Below are 18036 nucleotides of genomic sequence, written 5' to 3'. Positions count from 1 at the left end.
AAAAAAAAAAAACGAACACACTTACTCAAAAAAACTGACGGCTACCACTTAAAATCTAGAACACCATAGCCAATTTCCGCCACTTCAAAAGCTTTATTCACATAAGCAGGAAAAAGAAAAGCCACCCTGAAAGGTGGCTTAAAAAGAGAGAAGCAGAACAATATCAAGCCACAACCAACGTAGGTCGGGCATAGGAAATAGGCGCACTGGCCGCATCTTCGAACGTCACCATTTCCCAAGCAGACTCATCAGCAATCAGTGCACGCAACAACTTGTTATTCAGTGAATGACCAGACTTATGCCCAATAAATTCACCAATCAGACTGGTACCCAGAAGATACAGATCGCCAATCGCATCCAACATCTTATGCTTTACAAACTCATCATCATAGCGAAGGCCATCCTCATTGAGAATGCGGTACTCATCAACAACGATGGCATTATCAACGCTACCACCGAGCGCCAGATTCTGTGAACGCAAAAACTCAATATCTTTCATGAAGCCAAACGTACGGGCTCGACTCACCTCTTTAACGAAGGAGGTACTGGAGAAGTCGATGCTGGAGCGCTGCACCAACCCCTTGAAGACTGGATGATCAAAATCAATACTGAACGTCACTTTGAAACCATCAAAGGGAACGAAGGTGGCGGTCTTGCCATCCTCTTCTACAGTGACTTTCTTCTTGATGCGAATAAATTTCTTCGCCGCTGACTGCTCTTCAATACCCGCAGACTGAATCAGAAAGACGAAGGGACCCGCACTGCCATCCATGATAGGCACTTCATGCGCTGTCACTTCAACGTAAGCATTATCAATACCCAGGCCCGCCATCGCAGACAGAAGGTGTTCAACGGTATCAACTCTCACACCGTCTTTTTCCAGAGATGTGCAGAGTGTCGTCTGCCCTACATTCTCGGCACGCGCCGGAATTTCAACTACAGGATCCAGATCGGTACGACAGAATACAATGCCGGTATCGACAGGCGCAGGCTTCAGCGTCAGGTAAACCTTCTCACCGGAATGAAGCCCTACTCCTGTAGCACGAATAATATTTTTGAGCGTTCGCTGTCTAATCATGACCCAGCCGTTAGCTTGCATCTGCACAAAATAGTCAATAATCGGCCATTCTAGCAGAGTAATCTCGCCTTACAAAGTGTTACATCTTGACCGCACAGGCTTTAATCAGCCTGGCGGCGTAAAAATGCCGGAATATCCAGATAGTCCGTATCCGTCTTAGCACTCGGCGATCCATCAACATCACTACCGGCAACTGCTTTCTTACGCAGAATGGTAGGACGATCAAGCTCGCTGTAGTTCACGTTGCCATCAGCAGTCTTAGAGGCATTATCAACCACTTTCTTGACTTTCTGCTCTGGCTTACCAAGCCCCGTTGCTACCACTGTAACACGGATTTCATCCGACATTTCCGGATCAATAACAGTACCCACTACCACCGTAGCATCATCAGAAGCAAACTGCTCAACAGTACTGCCCACTTCTGTGAATTCACCAATGGAGAAATCCAAGCCTGCAGTAATGTTCACGAGAATACCCCGCGCACCCTGCAAATCCACATCTTCCAGCAGAGGACTGCGAATCGCCGCTTCTGCAGCTTCCACCGCACGATTCGAGCCAGTCGCATTACCGGTACCCATCATCGCCATGCCCATCTCAGACATCACTGTCCGCACGTCCGCAAAGTCGACATTGATCATGCCGGGACGAATGATCAGGTCTGCAATACCCTGTACCGCCCCCTGAAGTACGTCATTTGCGGCACAGAACGCAGATAACAGGCTTGCATCCTTACCCAACACGGGCAGCAACTTTTCATTGGGGATGGTGATCAGGGAGTCCACATGCTCAGCCAACTCTTTCAAACCCTGGTCCGCAATAGTCATCCGCTTTCGACCTTCGAAAGGGAAGGGACGCGTGACCACGGCGACTGTCAGAATACCGAGCTCCCTCGCAACTTCAGCCACAACAGGCGCAGCACCCGTGCCGGTACCACCGCCCATACCGGCAGTAATGAAAACCATATCCGCACCCGACAGCACTTCTGCCAGCCGCTCACGATCCTCCAATGCCGCCTGACGCCCGATTTCCGGGTTTGCACCAGCACCAAGACCTTTAGTAATACCTGTACCCAACTGCAACAAGGTTCGAGCATTGAGATGCTTTAACGCCTGCGCATCTGTATTGGCCACAATAAAGTCCACACCCTCAACCTGACTGTTGAGCATGTGATTGACAGCGTTACCGCCGCCACCGCCGACACCGACCACTTTTATGACCGCATTTTGCGGTACATTATCGACCAGTTCGAACATGACAAATCTCCTTCTCTCTTAACTGTCCATTTTTATAGAATTACTTCCCTAAAACAATCAGAAGTTCCCCTGAAACCAGCGTTTTATCTTCGCCAGAACGGGCTCTTCCTGCTTCTTTGAACCAAAGGCCATATCCCCTTCACCCTGCATTTTCAGACCATAGTGAAGAAGACCAACACCTGTGGCATAAATCGGATTGCGCACAACATCAGACATCCCCCGAACACTCTGGGGAACGCCGAGCCTAACTGGCATATGGAAGATTTCCTCGGCCAGTTCAACCACACCTTCCATCTTGGACGTGCCGCCGGTCAGCACGATGCCGGCTGCAATTAATTCTTCAAAACCGCTACGACGCAGCTCCGCCTGAATCAAGGTAAAGAGCTCGTCATAACGGGGCTCAACCACTTCAGCCAGGGCCTGTCTGGACAGCTCCCTCGGAGGACGCTCACCGACACTGGGTACATTGATAGTTTCATCGGCACCCGCGAGCTGGGTGAGAGCGCAGGCGTACTTAATTTTGATCTCTTCAGCAAATTGCGTCGGGGTACGCAACGCCATAGCGATATCATTAGTGACCTGATCGCCGGCGATGGGGATCACGGCAGTATGGCGGATCGCACCTTCGGTAAAGATCGCAATATCGGTCGTACCACCACCGATATCAACCAGGCAGACACCCAGCTCTTTCTCATCTTCAGTCAGCACCGAGTAACTGGAAGCCAGCTGTTCAAGAATAATATCCTCAACTTCCAGACCACAGCGACGGATACACTTCTCAATATTCTGCGCAGCATTCACAGCACAGGTGACCAGATGCACCTTGGCCTCCAGTCGCACGCCCGACATTCCCAGAGGCTCCTTGACCCCCTCCTGCGTATCAATCACATACTCTTGAGGCAGGATATGCAGAATGCGCTGATCTGCCGGGATAGCCACAGCCTGTGCCGCATCAATCACCCTATCCATATCGGCTCGGGTCACTTCACGCTCACGAATGGCCACAATCCCGTGGGAGTTGAGACTACGGATATGACTGCCCGCAATACCGGCATAAACAGAGTGAATCTGGCAGCCCGCCATCAACTCCGCCTCTTCAATCGCGCGCTGGATAGACTGTACCGTTGACTCAATATTGACCACGACGCCTCGCCGCAATCCCCGCGAAGGGTGCGAGCCAATGCCGATCACCTCGATATCACCGCTATCCGTGATTTCGCCCACAAGCGCCACCACCTTGGAAGTCCCGATATCCAGACCGACAATCATTCTTCCATTTCCCGTCGCCGTCATGCGTAACCTGCCTGTTGCTTCAACGTTTACCTGTTCATCAGTTACTGCGATTTACTCTGCTTCCGTCATTCGTGTTCCAGGAAACCGCTATACCATCGCGATAGCGCAAGTCCACGCGCCGCACATCTTGCCACTGTTTCTGCAGCAATACATGATAAAAACGCACAAATCGTTGCATTCGCTTCACCAGATCGCGATGCCCAAGGTTGACCTCAACATCACCAATCTGAAACCACCAGCTTCCCGTCTCTCGCTGCCCCAGAGCTGTCATTGCCAGACCTAAAGGGCGAATCTGCTGGTTCAATGTCATATACTGCTGCATCACCTGTGGCGCAGCAGCCTCTTTACCATAGAGCAATGGCAAATCACTAAAGCGGCTCAGATCATTCGCCCGAAACACTTCACCATCGCCATTCAAAACACCGCCCCGCTTCCAGCGAGCTACCGGTACCTGTTCCTGAATCCGGATACTCAAGGTCTCCGGCCAGACTTTCCGGACTTTTGCCCGACTAATCCACGGCACGCTCTGCAAAGCGGTTTGCAGGCCCGCCACATTCAGGCGGAAAAACCGCTCTGCCAAAAACGGTGTAACCTGCTCCTGTACCGTTTCTTTCGGTAGATAGCGAAATTCGCCTTCTACTTTCACACTTACTATCGGTCTGTCGAGCCAATTCCAGAGCCAGGGCAATGACCAGACAAACGCGCCAATCACCATTCCAGCCAACAACAGCTTGGCGGCCTGTGCGCCTCGCTGAGTCCAGCGCCTGACAGACGCCTGCCGGTCTTCCAACCGGCTGGCACCATGGATTTTCCTGGCTGGCCTGCCCGCTACCCGACTTTTCAGTCGGTCACGGCCATCTCGATCCGGGGCGTATAACCGGGTTTCCATGTCCCGTTCTCCTGCTGACCGGATGCCTGCAACAAGGCCAGCACCAGATCTTCAAACTCCAGCCCTGACGCGCGGGCCGCCATGGGTACAAGACTATGGTCCGTCATACCAGGGATCGTATTCACTTCCAGCAGCCAGAACTGACCCTCGCCATCCTGCATCACGTCCACACGTCCCCACCCACGACAGCCGAGACTATTGAACGCCCGGAGCGCCAACTCTCGCAACTCGCACTCCTTCTCCTCGCTGAGGCCGCAAGGGAGATGATAACGAGTTCCATCCGAGAGGTACTTGGCCTCGTAGTCATAGAACACGTTGTCAGTCTCAAGCCGTATGGCTGGCAAGGCGCTACCGTTAAGAATGGCAACGGTAAACTCAGCACCTTCGATGAGACGCTCAACCAGCACTTGCTCACCATGATCCGCTGCTTTGCGAATGGCATCGGCCAGTTGATCACGGGTATTCACCCGGGTCATACCGATACTGGAGCCTTCCTGATTCGGCTTTACAAAACAGGGAACAGGCAAATCATCAATATCAACATCGCCCGTCACCAGCTGGTATTCCGGGGTCGGCAGACCAATGCTCTGCCAGATCAACTTGCTGCGATACTTGTCCATGGCCAGTGCAGACGCTTTCACGCCACTGCCGGTATACGGAATCCCCATATACTCCAGCACACCCTGCACCGTGCCATCTTCACCATCACCGCCATGCAACGCCAGAAATACGCGATCCGGCTTGATCGTCTGCAGCTGGCTGATCAGGCCGTCCTCAGTATCGATAAGGATACTGTCAACACCAAGACTCTGAAGCGCTGCGTGAATCCGACCACCGGAATGCAACGATACCTGCCTTTCAGCCGACGTACCGCCATAAAGAACGGCCACACGCCCCAGTGCATCCATACCGCCCCCTTGTTCATCCCTGTCAAATTGTTCACTCATTCAGTTTCACGCCTTCAGTTTTAATGCGTTCTCCGCAAGGTCAGCCGCCAACACACCGATATCACCCGCCCCCTGGGTGATCAGCAGGTCATCATCGCGCAACAAATCTGCCAATACCGGCTCTACAGGCTCCCCCCTGGGGATAAACACCGGATCGACACGTCCCCGCTGTCGGATACTGCGACACAGACTTCTACCATCGGCACCCGGCACCGGCTCTTCACCGGCAGGATAAACATCCATCAACAGCAGCACATCCACCTGTGAGAGCACCTCGACGAAGTCATCATACAGATCCCGGGTTCTGGAGAAGCGATGCGGCTGGTACACCATGACCAGTCGTTTATCCGGCCAGCCCTTGCGAATCGCAGCAATAGTGGCAGCTACTTCGCGGGGATGATGGCCGTAATCATCGACAAACATGACATTGCCGACGCCAGTCTCATAGTGACCATAAACCTGGAAACGACGCCCTACACCCTGGAACTGCATCAGACCTTCACGGATCTGCTCATCGCTAACGCCTTCTTCACTGGCCACCGCTATGGTCGCCAGTGCATTCAGGACGTTGTGCTCACCGGGAATATTCAGATGGATATCGAGCACATCGTCACGGTCCTTACGCACCAGACGAAAACGGTTTTCCATCCCGTTCTGATCGATATCGATGGCTCGGAAGTCTGCATCTTCAGACATTCCGTAAGTGATCACCTGTCGCTTGATCTCCGGAAGCAATTCACGGATGACCGGGTCATCAATACACATGACCGCCAACCCATAAAACGGCAGATTATGCAGAAAATCGACAAAGGTCTTTTTCAGGCGGCTGAAGTCACCGTCGTAAGTCATCATATGATCAGCATCGATATTGGTGACAACCGCCACCATCGGCTGCAGATGCAGAAACGATGCATCACTTTCATCGGCCTCAGCTACCAGGTAGCGACTACCACCCAACCGTGCATTGGTGCCAGCCGAGTTCAACTTTCCGCCAATAATAAAGGTCGGATCCAGTCCGCCCTGCCCCAATACCGAAGCAATCAAGCTGGTTGTTGTCGTCTTCCCATGAGTGCCGGCTACGGCAATACCATGGCGATAACGCATCAATTCAGAGAGCATTTCCGCCCTGGGCACTACCGGGATACGCTGTTCGCGAGCAGTCACCAACTCGGGATTGTCTTCCTGTACCGCTGACGACACCACCACGACATCCGCCTTCTGCACATGCTCACGTTCGTGCCCGATAAAGACCTCAATACCGAGATCACGCAAGCGTGCCGTCACACGGGACTCCCGCAGATCGGAACCTGAGATATCGTAACCCTGGTTTTTCAATACCTCCGCAATACCGCACATGCCAACACCTCCAATACCGATGAAGTGAATACGGCGAATGCGGCGCATCTCGGGGATAGCAAATACCGGCACTGACCGGCCGTTAAGATCAGCCAAGCGCCACCTCCCGACACTGCTGTGCCACGGTTTCGGTCGCTTCAGGGCGTGCGCAGCCCAAGGCTGCCTGACGCATATCGCGCAGGAGTTCACGCGCCTGCGCATATTTATCCAGTAATTCTGCTAACTTCACGTCACTTAATTCGCTTTGTTCCAGCAGGACGGCCGCGCCCCTGTCCACCAGGTAACGGGCATTACGCAGCTGCTGTTGATCTTTGTGCCAGGGATACGGCACCAGGATGGCCGGTTTGCCGGCATTCGCCAGCTCAGCCACAGTCAGTGCGCCGGAACGGCAGACAATAAGGTCCGCCCAACGATAAGCCGCCCCCATATCGTCGATAAAGGGCTCAACACGCCCGGTCACACCACAACGTTCATAAATAGCCTGAGTTTCATCCACCTTTCCGGCACCCGTCTGATGCCAGACCTCGACCGACTCCTTGGCTAATGCCAGCGCTGCAGGGATACATTCGTTGATCGCCAGCGCGCCACGACTCCCCCCTAATACCAGCAGTTTTAATGATCCTGCTTCGGAGTCATCTTCAGATTCAGCCAGAATCGTATTACGTACCGGGTTACCGGTAAAAATGGCTTTGTCATTGGGATCAAAGGTACCCGGAAACGCTTCCAGCACTCGCGAGGCAAACCGCGAAGCAATACGATTAGTAAAACCGGGAACCGCATTCTGCTCATGAATAACCAGCGGGATACCCAGCAATTTCGCCGCAACACCACCCGGTCCCGACGCAAAACCGCCCATACCCAGCACACCAACCACGTTCATGCTGCGCATGACTTTGATGGCTTTCAGCACAGAAGCCGTGACTCTAAAGGGTGCCTGCAACATGGCACGCATCCCGTTCCCCATAATCCCTTTTACCGGCATGTAGGAAATATCAAAGCCATGGGCAGGCACGAGAGTAGACTCCATGCCATCACGGGTACCTAGCCAGTGAATACCATAACCCTGAGCCTGTAGCGCTTCTGCCACAGCCAGCGCAGGAAAAATATGGCCACCAGTGCCGCCGGCCATAATGATAAAAACCGGTTTACGCTGCTCAATCATGTTTGACCTCCTTGACTGCCCCGGAGGCAAAGATCCGTCGTTCATAATCAATCCGCACCAGCAACCCCACGGCCAGACAACTGATCAACAGGCTGCTGCCGCCATAACTCAAAAACGGTAACGCCAGCCCCTTGGTCGGCAATAGTCCGGTGCTTACACCAATATTGATAAAGACCTGAATACCGAGCAGTAACCCGATACCGTAAGCCATATACCCTGAAAACACCTGTCCGGCCTTTTCCGCCAGGTAACCTATGCGCATGGCCCGCCAGCTGACAAAAGCGAGCAGCATAATCACTAAGACACTGCCCAGCAATCCGAACTCTTCCGCAATCACGGCAAAAATAAAGTCTGTATGCGCTTCCGGCAGGTAAAACTGTTTCTGGATACTGTTGCCCAGCCCTTCACCAAACCAACCGCCGCGGCCGAAGGCTATCAGTGATTGCGTCAACTGGTAGCCACTTTCAAACTGGTAAGCCCAAGGGTCCATGTACGTCGTCAATCGGCGCATCCGGTATGGCTGACTGATTGCGATAAGTGCAATACCGGCCAGAGAAGCCAAGATCAAAACAAAGTACTGCCTTAATTTTGCGCCCGCCAAAAAGACCATGCCCAGCACAGCCCCCATAAGCACAACCACTGCACCAAAATCAGGTTCAGCCAGCAGTAACACCATGGCGAAGAGCAAAATAATCAGCGGTTTAAGAAACCCCCACCAGCCATCACGCACTTCATCCTGGCGGCGGGACAAGTACGATGCCATATAAATCACAATGCAAATCTTGGCGACTTCGGAGGCCTGCAGGTTAAAGAATCCCAGCGGGATCCAGCGAACACTGCCATTGATTTCCCGACCAACAAACAACACCAGCACTAACAGGGAAAAACCCAGCGCCAACAGCAACACGCTCCAGCGCTGCCAGAGCTCAATCGGGAATACCTGTACCATCCCCATCACACCAATGGCGCCGGCCATGAACACACATTGCCTGAGGAAAAAGTGAAACGCAGAACCGTAATGCGCACTGGATATACCAGTCGATGCCGATCCGACCATCACCAGACCAATTAGCAACAGCGTCAAAACACAGGCAATCAAGGGATAATCCAGCACCTGCCGATCCTTGCCGGCCACCAGGCAAGACGGCTCCAGCTGTGGGAATCGCAGACGCTTGATCCAGTCACCCTGAAGCCACTCAACCATGGGCAGCCTCCACCAGGTGCGCGAAGACTTCACCTCGCTCTTCAAAACTACGGAACATATCGAAACTGGCGCACGCGGGTGCCAGGAGTACTGCGTCTCCCGCTTCTGCTATTTCACCGGCCATTGTCACTGCGTCATACATGGATTCAGCTGCATACAGTGTCGTAGAGCCATTCAAGCATTCCGCAAGCCGAGGGCCATCGGCTCCGATCGCAATCACAGCTTTGACGTATTGATTGACAGGATCACATAATTCTGAAAAGTCAGCGCCTTTCCCGTCGCCTCCGGCAATCAATACCAACTTGCCTTCAATATCTGCACCTAAGCCTTCAATGGCAGCAATGGCTGCACCGGTATTAGTGGCCTTGGAATCATTAAACCAGCTGACGCCATCCTTTTCTGACACCCACTGGCACCGATGAGCCAAGCCAGGAAAAGTGCGGAGCACCTCCAACATTGCAGGCAAAGGAAAACCTGCCTGATGCCCGATGGCCAGTGCCGCCAGCGCATTGGCATGGTTATGTCTGCCACGAATACGGATTTCACTGACCGGCATCAAGCATTCGAAACCATGTGCCAGCCAAGTCTGCCCCTGCTCATGACGCAGCCCAAACTGGTTCAAATCCGGCTCTTTCAGTGTGAAAGCGATTTGTGGTACAGAGTCAGGCACCAGTGGATAACTCAGGGCATCATCGCGGTTATACACCGCAGACTGGCAACCTCGGTATATCACCTGCTTGGCCTGATGATAGTCCGCCACACTGCTGTAGCGATCCATATGATCCGGCGTCAGGTTTAGCATTACCGCTACCTGCGCACGCAATGAGTACGTGGTTTCTAACTGAAAACTGGAGAGCTCAAGCACATAGAGTGATTTCCCCCCATTCTCCAGAAGTTCCAGAACAGGCACGCCGATGTTTCCGCCGACACCGACATTGATACCGGCCGCTTCAGCCATCAAACCCACCAGCGTCGTTACCGTGCTCTTGCCGTTGGAGCCGGTGATCGCTATTACCGGTGCAGCGGCATCTCGGCAAAACAGTTCAATATCGCCGACGACTTCAACACCGACGGCAATGGCCGCTGCAATTGCCGCTTCCTTAAGGGAAACGCCAGGACTGACAATCAGTTCATCCGCACAGGCAAGCAATTCTGCATCAAATGAACCTGTGATGACCGTTACATCGGGGAACTCCTGACGAAACGCATCAAGGCCGGGGGGCGATTCACGGGAATCCACCACACTGAAAGGCAACTGCCTGGCAGCCAGGTAGCGGGCACAGGCTACCCCGGTCTTTCCAAGACCTATGATGATCCGACGCTTGTCACTGCCTATCAGCTGCCCGTTCAACGCACTATCCTTAACGAATTTTCAGAGTTGCAAGACCAATCAACACCAGAATCAGGGTAATAATCCAGAAACGGACAATCACTCGGGGCTCTGGCCAGCCCTTCAATTCATAGTGATGGTGCAATGGCGCCATGCGAAAGATACGGCGCCCTGTCAGTTTGTAAGAAGCCACCTGCAGAATGACCGAGACGGTTTCCATCACAAACACACCGCCCATGATGAACAGCACAATCTCCTGCCGGACGATAACGGCGATAATACCCAGCGCAGCGCCCAGCGCCAGAGCACCGACATCCCCCATAAATACCTGGGCCGGATAGGTGTTAAACCAGAGGAACCCCAGCCCGGCGCCCGCCAGAGCTCCCGTAAAGATCACCAACTCACCGGCACCACTGATGTAGGGAATATGCAGGTATCGTGCGAATTCAACATGACCACTGAGGTATGCGAAGATGCCTAATGCAGAACCAACAAGTACCGTCGGCATGATTGCCAGGCCATCAAGTCCATCGGTGAGATTGACCGCATTACTGGTTCCCACAATGACCAGATAGGCAAACAGAATGAAGAACGGCCCCATATTCAAGGCAACTGTCTTGAAGAAGGGGACAATCAACGCAGTTTCCAACGGCGTAGACGCAAGCGAATAGAGGTAGATGGCTGCGCCCGCACCCAGCACAGACTGCCAGAAGTATTTCCAGCGCGCCGGCAATCCGCGGGAGTTCTTTTCCACCACCTTGCGATAGTCATCCACCCAGCCAATCACACCAAAACCCAGTGTGACTGCCAGCACCAGCCACACGTACTGGTTTTGCAGGTTACTCCACAGCAGCGTACTGATCGCTATAGCAATCAGGATCAGCGCCCCACCCATGGTCGGGGTGCCCGCCTTGCTCAGGTGCGACTGGGGGCCATCATCACGTACAGCCTGACCGATCTGGTAAAAGCTCAGCTTGCGAATCATCACAGGACCGAGGTACAGGGAAATCCCCAACGCCGTGAGAACGCCCAGAATGCCCCGCAGGGTCAGGTATTTAAAGACTGAAAACCCACTGTAAAACTGCGTGAGATAGTCCGCCAGCCATAGCAGCATCAGCGATTCCCCTCTTCCGGCTTTTTACAAGCCCTGACCACTTCATTCATTCCCATGGACATGGATCCTTTCACCAAAACAGCCACTTCAGCCCCCAAACGAGGCAAAAGCTCATCAATCAGCAACGTTTTTGCAGGAAAATGTGCGCCTGCGCCACCCCAGCCTTCCTGAATCAATCGGGACTGCTCACCATATGTCATCAGCACATCGATGCCGGCTTCACGGGCGTACTGCCCCATCAAGTGATGTTCGGATTCAGCCTGATCACCCAGCTCTGCCATATCACCCAGCACCAGGATTTTTTCACCCTGGCAGGCCGCTAGAACATCAATCGCGGCACGGGTTGAGGCGGGGTTGGCATTGTAGCTTTCATCAATGACCAATGCGCCTTTCTGGCCACGGAAGCGTTGACCACGTCGCAGATAGGGCTGTGCTGTTTCAAGGCCCTGAACAATGATACTGAGTGACAATCCAGCCGACAGGGCAACCGCAGCCGCCGCACAGGCGTTGGCGACCTGGTGCTCTCCCCAGAAATGCAAATGTACGTTCGCCGACTCACTTCCCATATGGAGGGTGAAATGCATGCCGTCATCGAGCGAACGAATCTCACTGGCATAGCAATCGGCTTGTTGATTCGTAAGACTGAAACGTAGAACTTTCCGTGCAGGCTGCTGCTGAACACGCTCTAACCATTCGCCACAGGCTGGATCATCAGTATTGAGAATCGCTGTTCCATCGGCAGGCAAACTATCGAAAATAGCTCCTTTCTCGACCACAACGCCGGCAAGGCTCCCAAGACCAGAAAGATGGGCTTCGCTGGCATTCGTGATCAGGGCGATATCTGCTGCTGCAAGCCTGGCGACATAATCAATTTCACCCGGATGATTCGTTCCCATCTCAATCACGGCATACTGATGGCGTTCTTCCAGGCGACTGAGAATAACCGGCACGCCAAAGTCATTATTCAGATTGCCTTCCGTTGCCAGTGTTTCACCGGCTTCGCAACAGATGGCAGCAATCATTTCACGGGTAGATGTCTTGCCACTACTACCCGTAATCCCCATGACTACACCATTAAAGCGCTGACGATTAAAGGCGCCAATCTGTCCCAAGGCAATACGGGTATCAGCAACCCGCAGCAACGGTCCTTTGACACCTTCAGGCTGACAGGACACCACAGCGCCCGCAGCCCCTTTATCTAGCGCTGCGGCAACATAGTCATGGCCATCAAAATTCGGTCCGGAAATGGCTACGAACAGTTGTCCGGGCTTGAGCGTCCGCGTATCAATGCTGACATCAGAGAAACAGGCATCATCCCCCATTAGCTCAGCAGCCAGTGGCTGTACAAGGTCAGATAATGCAGTATGAATCATGAGGCCGCCCTCCTGTCCAACGCCTGCCTGACTTCGCGCATATCACTGAACGGATGACGAACCCCGTGAATCTCCTGATAATCCTCATGCCCCTTGCCCGCGACCAGGACAATATCGTCATTACCGGCCTCAGCCACGGCAGTGGCAATCGCCTCGGCACGATCCGGCACCACTTTCAGCTTTTGCTCACGCAGTTCAGCCGGGATACCACGCACGGCATCTTCAATGATTTTCAGAGGATCTTCGGTGCGGGGGTTGTCGCTGGTCAGCACAACACGATCAGCACCAGCCAGAGCAGCTTCTGTCATCAGCGGCCGCTTGCCACTGTCACGATCGCCACCGCAGCCAAAGACACAGGTGACGGTCTGACCGCCATGATCACGAAGCGCCCCCAGCACACTGCGAAGTGCATCAGGCGTGTGCGCATAATCCACGACAACCGTTGGCTGAGCCGCACCACTGAGCGTTTCCAAACGTCCTGGCACATTATCCAGCTCGGGAATGAGAGTAAGAATACGCTCCAGCGCAAATCCCTGCAGACACAATACGCCAATCACAGACAACAGATTGCTCAGATTGAATTTACCCAGCAATGCAGTAGACAAACGCCCTTCTCCCCAAGGGGTATGCAGATTGGCAACCATCCCTTCATGAGAAAAACCGATATCTGACAGATGGATATCTGCTTGATCTGAACTGGTTGAGTAGGTGATGCAGTTAACCTGATTCTCTGCCGCCGCGTCCAGCATCAGACTTGCCCACTCATCATCAATATTAATCACAGCGTGCTGCAAACCTGGCGAACGGAAAAGCGCTGCCTTTGCTGCGGCATAAGCTTCCATCGTCTGGTGATAATCCAGATGATCGCGACTCAGGTTGGTATACACCGCCGTATTAAAGGCAATACCACTGACTCGCCCTTGATGAAGGCCGTGCGACGACACTTCCATCGTCAACCAGGGTACTGACCTATCCACCAACCCAGCCAAAAATCGCTGCACCGACAGATTATCAGACGTGGTATTTCCGGCAGGCACCAAGTCAGGAAAAACACCATTGCCCAGCGTGCCCATCACACCGCATGATGCATTAAGACGACTCAGTAACTGCGCAATAAAGTGGCAGCAGCTGCTTTTACCATTAGTGCCTGTTACACCGATGACTTTCACATGCTCAGAGGGATTCCGGTAAAACCGACTCACCAACCCACTGAGATGATCTTTGATATTGGTAACCGCTACAAGCGGCACAATAGTCGCTGGCAAAGTCTCATCAGCTTCCGCAAGCACAGCGCAGGCACCGGCAGCTACAGCCTGCTCGATATACTGTCGGCCATCATTACTCAATCCTGGTAGCGCTAGGAACAGATCTCCCGCCGTCACCTTGCGGCTATCGAGCACCAAATCACGGACAGCGACATCCGCCTCCACCGGCGGCAGATCCAGCCATTCCAGTAATCGATTCAGTGTCACCTGTTCATGCTGCATACTGTTCATCAACCTTTGATCCTGGAGTACTTCTGAACGTCAGCCAACGTCTTTACACCCGACTCATCTGGCGCAACGCCCAACACCCGGAGAGACTCGCCTGCCACACGGGAAAACACTGGCGCTGCGACCAGTCCACCGTAATATTTGCCATTGGCAGGGCTGTCAATCACTACCACCATAACGATCCGCGGTGCATCGGCCGGAGCAATGCCGACAAACGAACCGATATGCCGCGAATCGGTGTAACCTTCTTTCCCCAGCTTTCGCACTGTACCCGTCTTGCCTGCAACCGAGTAGCCATCCAGCTTAGCTCGCGTTCCGGTTCCGCCCTTGGCAACCACGGTTTCCATCATGGTTAATACCTCATGCGCCACGTCAGCTCGCATAACCCGGGTACCTTCAGGTGGTATATCACGCTTCAAAAGAGTCACTGGCTGAAATACACCACCATTGGCCAAGACCATATAAGCCTGTGCCAGCTGCAGGGGGGAAACGGTAAGGCCATAACCATAGGCGAGCGTTGCGGTTTCAATCGGCCGCCATTTCATGCGATAGGGCAACAGGCCGGTGCTTTCTCCGGGAAAGGCCACGCCGGTGGATTGTCCGAACCCGACCTTCTGGAACAGGGAGAGAATCGTCTCCGGCCCCAAATCCAGAGCAATCTTGCTGACACCGATATTACTGGACTTGGTAATCACACCAGTCACGTCGAGCTTGCCATAATTTCTGACATCGCTGACGGTATCTTTTCCAATACGCATTTTTCCCGGCGTGGTATCAATCGGTGTGTGTGCACTATAGCGGCCGGATTCCAGTGCTGCTGCTATCGTCAGGGGTTTAATCACCGAACCGGGCTCAATCTGGTCAGTAATCGCACGATTTCGCACGCCAGCTGGGTTCAGTCGACTGCGATTATTCGGATTGAACGTCGGCTGGTTGGCCATGGCCAGAATTTCACCGGTTTTGACATCCAGCATTACGAGGGAGGCGGCACGGGCCTTCAGGCTCTGTACCGCTTTTTGCAGTTCTTTATTGGCAAGGTATTGCAGCCTAAGGTCGATGCTCAGCATCAGTTCCTTACCCGGACTGGCGCTGCTGACCACTTCAGCTGCACGAACCAAGTGACCTCTGCGATCTTTCAGGACACGCCACTTACCCGGCTCACCCGATAACCAGTCATCGAAGGCTAATTCAATCCCTTCCTGCCCCTGGTCATCAATATTGGTCAGCCCCACCAGCTGGGCAGCGACAGAGCCAGCCGGATAGTAACGACGGTATTCATCAATGGAATAGACACCCGGCACTTTCAACGCCATGATCTTTTTGGCTTCTGCCGGCTCAATCTGCCGCTTGAGGTAGATAAACTCACGCTTCGCGTTGGCTCTGAGCTTTTTACGTAGATCCTTGGCATTCACATCCAGGGCTGTCGCAAGTGCGGACACATCGGCACCGGCTGTGATCAGTTCTTCAGGATTCGCCCAAATGGAAACCACCGGTGTACTCACAGCAATAGGCTTGCCATTCCGGTCAAAAATAATACCCCTATGTGCCGGAATGGTTTCATGACGCACACTACGCTTGTCGCCCTCATTCTGGAGAAAAGGACGATCCACGACCTGCAGCTCGGCGACCCGCCAGATGGTGACGGTAATCAGCAGCACGATCAGGCCTTCGACAAAACGGAAGCGCCCTTTATAGGGGGTTGTTTTCCTGCGCCGGTTCATGGTTCTACCAGGATCACCTTGTCCTTGTGAGGCATCTCCATTCCCAGCTGCTTAACCGCCTGCCGTTCGATCTGGCCATGGGCAGTCAAGGTGCTGTACTGCAACAGTAGCTGTCCCCACTCCTCCTGCGTCTTGTTTTTCCGATTCAATTCCGCCTGGTACTGGTTAAACGCCTGACGGTTCAAATGTGCCACGTACGCTACGGCTACTGCTGAACAAAATACGGCAAAAACCAGAGCCATCAGCCCTGGTCGGATACTCGCCAGTACAGCTTTCAGCGGTAACCAGTCCATACCGCCTATCCCAGCTTCACTGCCACACGCATGACCGCACTGCGCGCCCGCGGATTAACATCCAGCTCTTCCTTGCCTGATTTGACAGCCTTGCCGCAGCTTTTAAGACGACGCGAAGCATTCAGCTGGTCTTCTGTCAGCGGCACCCAGCTGGGAATGTCCGTGTCGCCCTTCTCATGCTTACGGATGAAGCGCTTCACGATCCGGTCTTCCAGCGAATGGAAACTGATCACCACCAGTTTTCCGCCGGGCTTCAGTGCCTCAAGCGCCTGCTCCAGTACACGGTTCAGGTCATCCAGCTCGCTGTTGACAAAAATCCGGATACCCTGAAAAGCACGAGTCGCCGGGTGCTTACCTTTTTCCCAGGACGGATTGGCTTCCGAGATGATATGCGCCAACCGTCCGGTGGTCACAATCGGTTCGATCTCTCTTGCCTGCACGATCGCACGCGCCATCCGTCGGCCAAAACGTTCTTCACCAAACCGCTTCAGTACATCGGCAATTTCAGCTTCACCCGCTTCGGCAATCCAGTCAGCTGCGCTGATGCCATGCTCGGTGTTCATGCGCATATCCAGCGGACCATCCTGAAGGAAGCTGAAACCTCGCTCCGGATTGTCAAGCTGCGGGGATGAAACCCCAAGATCCAGCAACACACCGTCGACCTGCTGTTGACCGACAAACTGCTCCAGTTCAGCAAACGAGCCATGGCAGATCTGGAACCGACTATCGGCCTGCGTCAACGCTTGCCCCACTGCAACCGCTTCCAGATCCTTATCGATACCAATCAGCCGACCATCGCTGGACAACTTTTCCAAAACCGCGCGACTATGACCGCCACGACCAAAGGTACCGTCGACATACAGCCCTTCCGGCGAACTGACCAGCGCCTCAACGGCTTCAGACAGTAAAACGGTCTGATGCCTGAATTGTTCGTTCATACTTTCCAACGGACTCACAACGACAGTGTCTGCAACTCCTCCGGGACCTGGTCTGCACCGCCGGTTTCCTGCAAATAAGCATCACGGCGTTCGTTCCAGCAGACCTCATCCCAGAGTTCAAATTTTTTCCCCTGCCCCAGCAATACGGTTTTCTTGCCTAGTCCGGCGTAATCACGCAGCAGCGGGGGAATCAAAATCCTGCCACTGCCATCCATTTCCAGATCCGTCGCATGACCAATCAGGAGTCGTTGAATCCGTCGACTCAAGGGATGAAAACTGGGCAGGGACTCAATCTTGGCCTGAATGATCTCCCATTCATCAACGGGGTAGATCAGCAGGCAACGCTCTTCCGTATCAATAGTGGCGACCAGGTGCCCTTCACAGCGCATCGACAATACGGAACGGTAGCGTGTTGGAATGGCCAACCGCCCTTTCGCATCCATATTGATCGCGTTGACGCCCCGGAACACTCAGCTGTCCTCTTTTTATTCCCTGAACCGAATACCAGATTATCCCACTTTTAGCCACTTTATCCCACAGTGCCACACTATAGAAACCCCCAAAATCCGGGTCAAGGCAGGGAATCACCTAG

The 18036-nt window shown here is 53.6% G+C and carries 16 protein-coding genes; all 16 read right to left on the bottom strand.

Annotated elements, in window-relative coordinates; genetic code table 11:
• Nucleotides 1-163: 163 nt before the first annotated feature.
• A complete protein-coding gene (gene lpxC / locus ABD892_RS04840) occupies nucleotides 164-1078 on the bottom strand; it encodes a UDP-3-O-acyl-N-acetylglucosamine deacetylase (protein ID WP_345194245.1) in 915 nt (304 codons plus the stop codon).
• A gap of 101 nt (nucleotides 1079-1179) precedes the next feature.
• Entirely contained in the window at nucleotides 1180-2331 is a 1152-nt protein-coding gene (gene ftsZ, locus ABD892_RS04835) for a cell division protein FtsZ (protein ID WP_345194244.1), read from the bottom strand.
• Between the two features lie 57 nt (nucleotides 2332-2388).
• Entirely contained in the window at nucleotides 2389-3624 is a 1236-nt protein-coding gene (gene ftsA, locus ABD892_RS04830; RefSeq protein WP_345194243.1) for a cell division protein FtsA, read from the bottom strand.
• A gap of 37 nt (nucleotides 3625-3661) precedes the next feature.
• Nucleotides 3662-4513 (bottom strand): cell division protein FtsQ/DivIB, encoded by an 852-nt coding sequence (locus ABD892_RS04825; protein ID WP_345194242.1) that lies wholly within the window; start codon nucleotides 4511-4513, stop codon nucleotides 3662-3664.
• Nucleotides 4465-5460 (bottom strand): D-alanine--D-alanine ligase, encoded by a 996-nt coding sequence (locus ABD892_RS04820; protein ID WP_345194241.1) that lies wholly within the window; start codon nucleotides 5458-5460, stop codon nucleotides 4465-4467. The genes ABD892_RS04825 and ABD892_RS04820 overlap by 49 nt, the downstream gene beginning before the upstream one ends.
• A 6-nt stretch (nucleotides 5461-5466) precedes the next feature.
• The gene (murC, locus tag ABD892_RS04815) at nucleotides 5467-6864 is read right to left on the bottom strand and encodes a UDP-N-acetylmuramate--L-alanine ligase (RefSeq protein ID WP_425559176.1); all 1398 of its coding nucleotides are present in this window, start codon (nucleotides 6862-6864) and stop codon (nucleotides 5467-5469) included.
• A gap of 40 nt (nucleotides 6865-6904) precedes the next feature.
• Nucleotides 6905-7978, bottom strand: coding sequence for an undecaprenyldiphospho-muramoylpentapeptide beta-N-acetylglucosaminyltransferase (murG, locus tag ABD892_RS04810; protein WP_345194239.1), 1074 nt, complete (start codon nucleotides 7976-7978; stop codon nucleotides 6905-6907).
• The gene (gene ftsW / locus ABD892_RS04805) at nucleotides 7971-9182 is read right to left on the bottom strand and encodes a putative lipid II flippase FtsW (protein ID WP_345194238.1); all 1212 of its coding nucleotides are present in this window, start codon (nucleotides 9180-9182) and stop codon (nucleotides 7971-7973) included. Before ftsW ends, murG begins: the two co-directional genes overlap by 8 nt.
• Nucleotides 9175-10533 (bottom strand): UDP-N-acetylmuramoyl-L-alanine--D-glutamate ligase, encoded by a 1359-nt coding sequence (murD, locus tag ABD892_RS04800; protein WP_345194237.1) that lies wholly within the window; start codon nucleotides 10531-10533, stop codon nucleotides 9175-9177. The genes ftsW and murD overlap by 8 nt, the downstream gene beginning before the upstream one ends.
• Nucleotides 10534-10543: 10 nt before the next feature.
• Complete coding sequence (mraY, locus tag ABD892_RS04795) at nucleotides 10544-11626, bottom strand: phospho-N-acetylmuramoyl-pentapeptide-transferase (protein WP_345194236.1); 1083 nt, start codon at nucleotides 11624-11626, stop codon at nucleotides 10544-10546.
• Nucleotides 11626-12999 carry a UDP-N-acetylmuramoyl-tripeptide--D-alanyl-D-alanine ligase gene (locus ABD892_RS04790; RefSeq protein ID WP_345194235.1) on the bottom strand — a complete coding sequence of 458 codons (1374 nt, stop codon included), beginning with the start codon at nucleotides 12997-12999 and terminating at the stop codon, nucleotides 11626-11628. The genes mraY and ABD892_RS04790 overlap by 1 nt, the downstream gene beginning before the upstream one ends.
• Nucleotides 12996-14495 (bottom strand): UDP-N-acetylmuramoyl-L-alanyl-D-glutamate--2,6-diaminopimelate ligase, encoded by a 1500-nt coding sequence (locus ABD892_RS04785; RefSeq protein ID WP_345194234.1) that lies wholly within the window; start codon nucleotides 14493-14495, stop codon nucleotides 12996-12998. Before ABD892_RS04785 ends, ABD892_RS04790 begins: the two co-directional genes overlap by 4 nt.
• Entirely contained in the window at nucleotides 14495-16213 is a 1719-nt protein-coding gene (locus ABD892_RS04780; RefSeq protein WP_345194233.1) for a peptidoglycan D,D-transpeptidase FtsI family protein, read from the bottom strand. The genes ABD892_RS04785 and ABD892_RS04780 overlap by 1 nt, the downstream gene beginning before the upstream one ends.
• Nucleotides 16210-16506: a cell division protein FtsL gene (gene ftsL / locus ABD892_RS04775; protein WP_345194232.1), complete on the bottom strand. Its 297-nt coding sequence runs from the start codon at nucleotides 16504-16506 to the stop codon at nucleotides 16210-16212. Before ftsL ends, ABD892_RS04780 begins: the two co-directional genes overlap by 4 nt.
• A 5-nt stretch (nucleotides 16507-16511) precedes the next feature.
• The gene (gene rsmH, locus ABD892_RS04770; RefSeq protein ID WP_345194231.1) at nucleotides 16512-17444 is read right to left on the bottom strand and encodes a 16S rRNA (cytosine(1402)-N(4))-methyltransferase RsmH; all 933 of its coding nucleotides are present in this window, start codon (nucleotides 17442-17444) and stop codon (nucleotides 16512-16514) included.
• 14 nt (nucleotides 17445-17458) lie between these two features.
• Nucleotides 17459-17914 carry a division/cell wall cluster transcriptional repressor MraZ gene (gene mraZ, locus ABD892_RS04765; RefSeq protein ID WP_345194230.1) on the bottom strand — a complete coding sequence of 152 codons (456 nt, stop codon included), beginning with the start codon at nucleotides 17912-17914 and terminating at the stop codon, nucleotides 17459-17461.
• Nucleotides 17915-18036 lie beyond the last annotated feature (122 nt).

The organism is Kistimonas scapharcae, from assembly GCF_039540975.1.
Lineage (GTDB): Bacteria > Pseudomonadota > Gammaproteobacteria > Pseudomonadales > Endozoicomonadaceae > Kistimonas > Kistimonas scapharcae.
This window is presented reverse-complemented; position numbering and strand designations above follow the sequence as displayed.

Excerpts from the sequence above, each read along its gene's own strand:
- ftsW (WP_345194238.1), bottom strand. The coding sequence starts at position 9,182 with ATGGTTGAGTGGCTTCAGGGTGACTGGATCAAGCGTCTGCGATTCCCA.
- ABD892_RS04780 (WP_345194233.1), bottom strand. The coding sequence starts at position 16,213 with ATGAACCGGCGCAGGAAAACAACCCCCTATAAAGGGCGCTTCCGTTTT.
- ftsA (WP_345194243.1), bottom strand. The coding sequence starts at position 3,624 with ATGACGGCGACGGGAAATGGAAGAATGATTGTCGGTCTGGATATCGGG.
- ftsZ (WP_345194244.1), bottom strand. The coding sequence starts at position 2,331 with ATGTTCGAACTGGTCGATAATGTACCGCAAAATGCGGTCATAAAAGTG.
- lpxC (WP_345194245.1), bottom strand. The coding sequence starts at position 1,078 with ATGATTAGACAGCGAACGCTCAAAAATATTATTCGTGCTACAGGAGTA.
- ABD892_RS04825 (WP_345194242.1), bottom strand. The coding sequence starts at position 4,513 with ATGGAAACCCGGTTATACGCCCCGGATCGAGATGGCCGTGACCGACTG.
- ABD892_RS04790 (WP_345194235.1), bottom strand. The coding sequence starts at position 12,999 with ATGATTCATACTGCATTATCTGACCTTGTACAGCCACTGGCTGCTGAG.
- murG (WP_345194239.1), bottom strand. The coding sequence starts at position 7,978 with ATGATTGAGCAGCGTAAACCGGTTTTTATCATTATGGCCGGCGGCACT.
- ABD892_RS04785 (WP_345194234.1), bottom strand. The coding sequence starts at position 14,495 with ATGAACAGTATGCAGCATGAACAGGTGACACTGAATCGATTACTGGAA.
- rsmH (WP_345194231.1), bottom strand. The coding sequence starts at position 17,444 with ATGAACGAACAATTCAGGCATCAGACCGTTTTACTGTCTGAAGCCGTT.
- murC (WP_425559176.1), bottom strand. The coding sequence starts at position 6,864 with ATGCGCCGCATTCGCCGTATTCACTTCATCGGTATTGGAGGTGTTGGC.
- ABD892_RS04820 (WP_345194241.1), bottom strand. The coding sequence starts at position 5,460 with ATGAGTGAACAATTTGACAGGGATGAACAAGGGGGCGGTATGGATGCA.
- ftsL (WP_345194232.1), bottom strand. The coding sequence starts at position 16,506 with ATGGACTGGTTACCGCTGAAAGCTGTACTGGCGAGTATCCGACCAGGG.
- mraY (WP_345194236.1), bottom strand. The coding sequence starts at position 11,626 with ATGCTGCTATGGCTGGCGGACTATCTCACGCAGTTTTACAGTGGGTTT.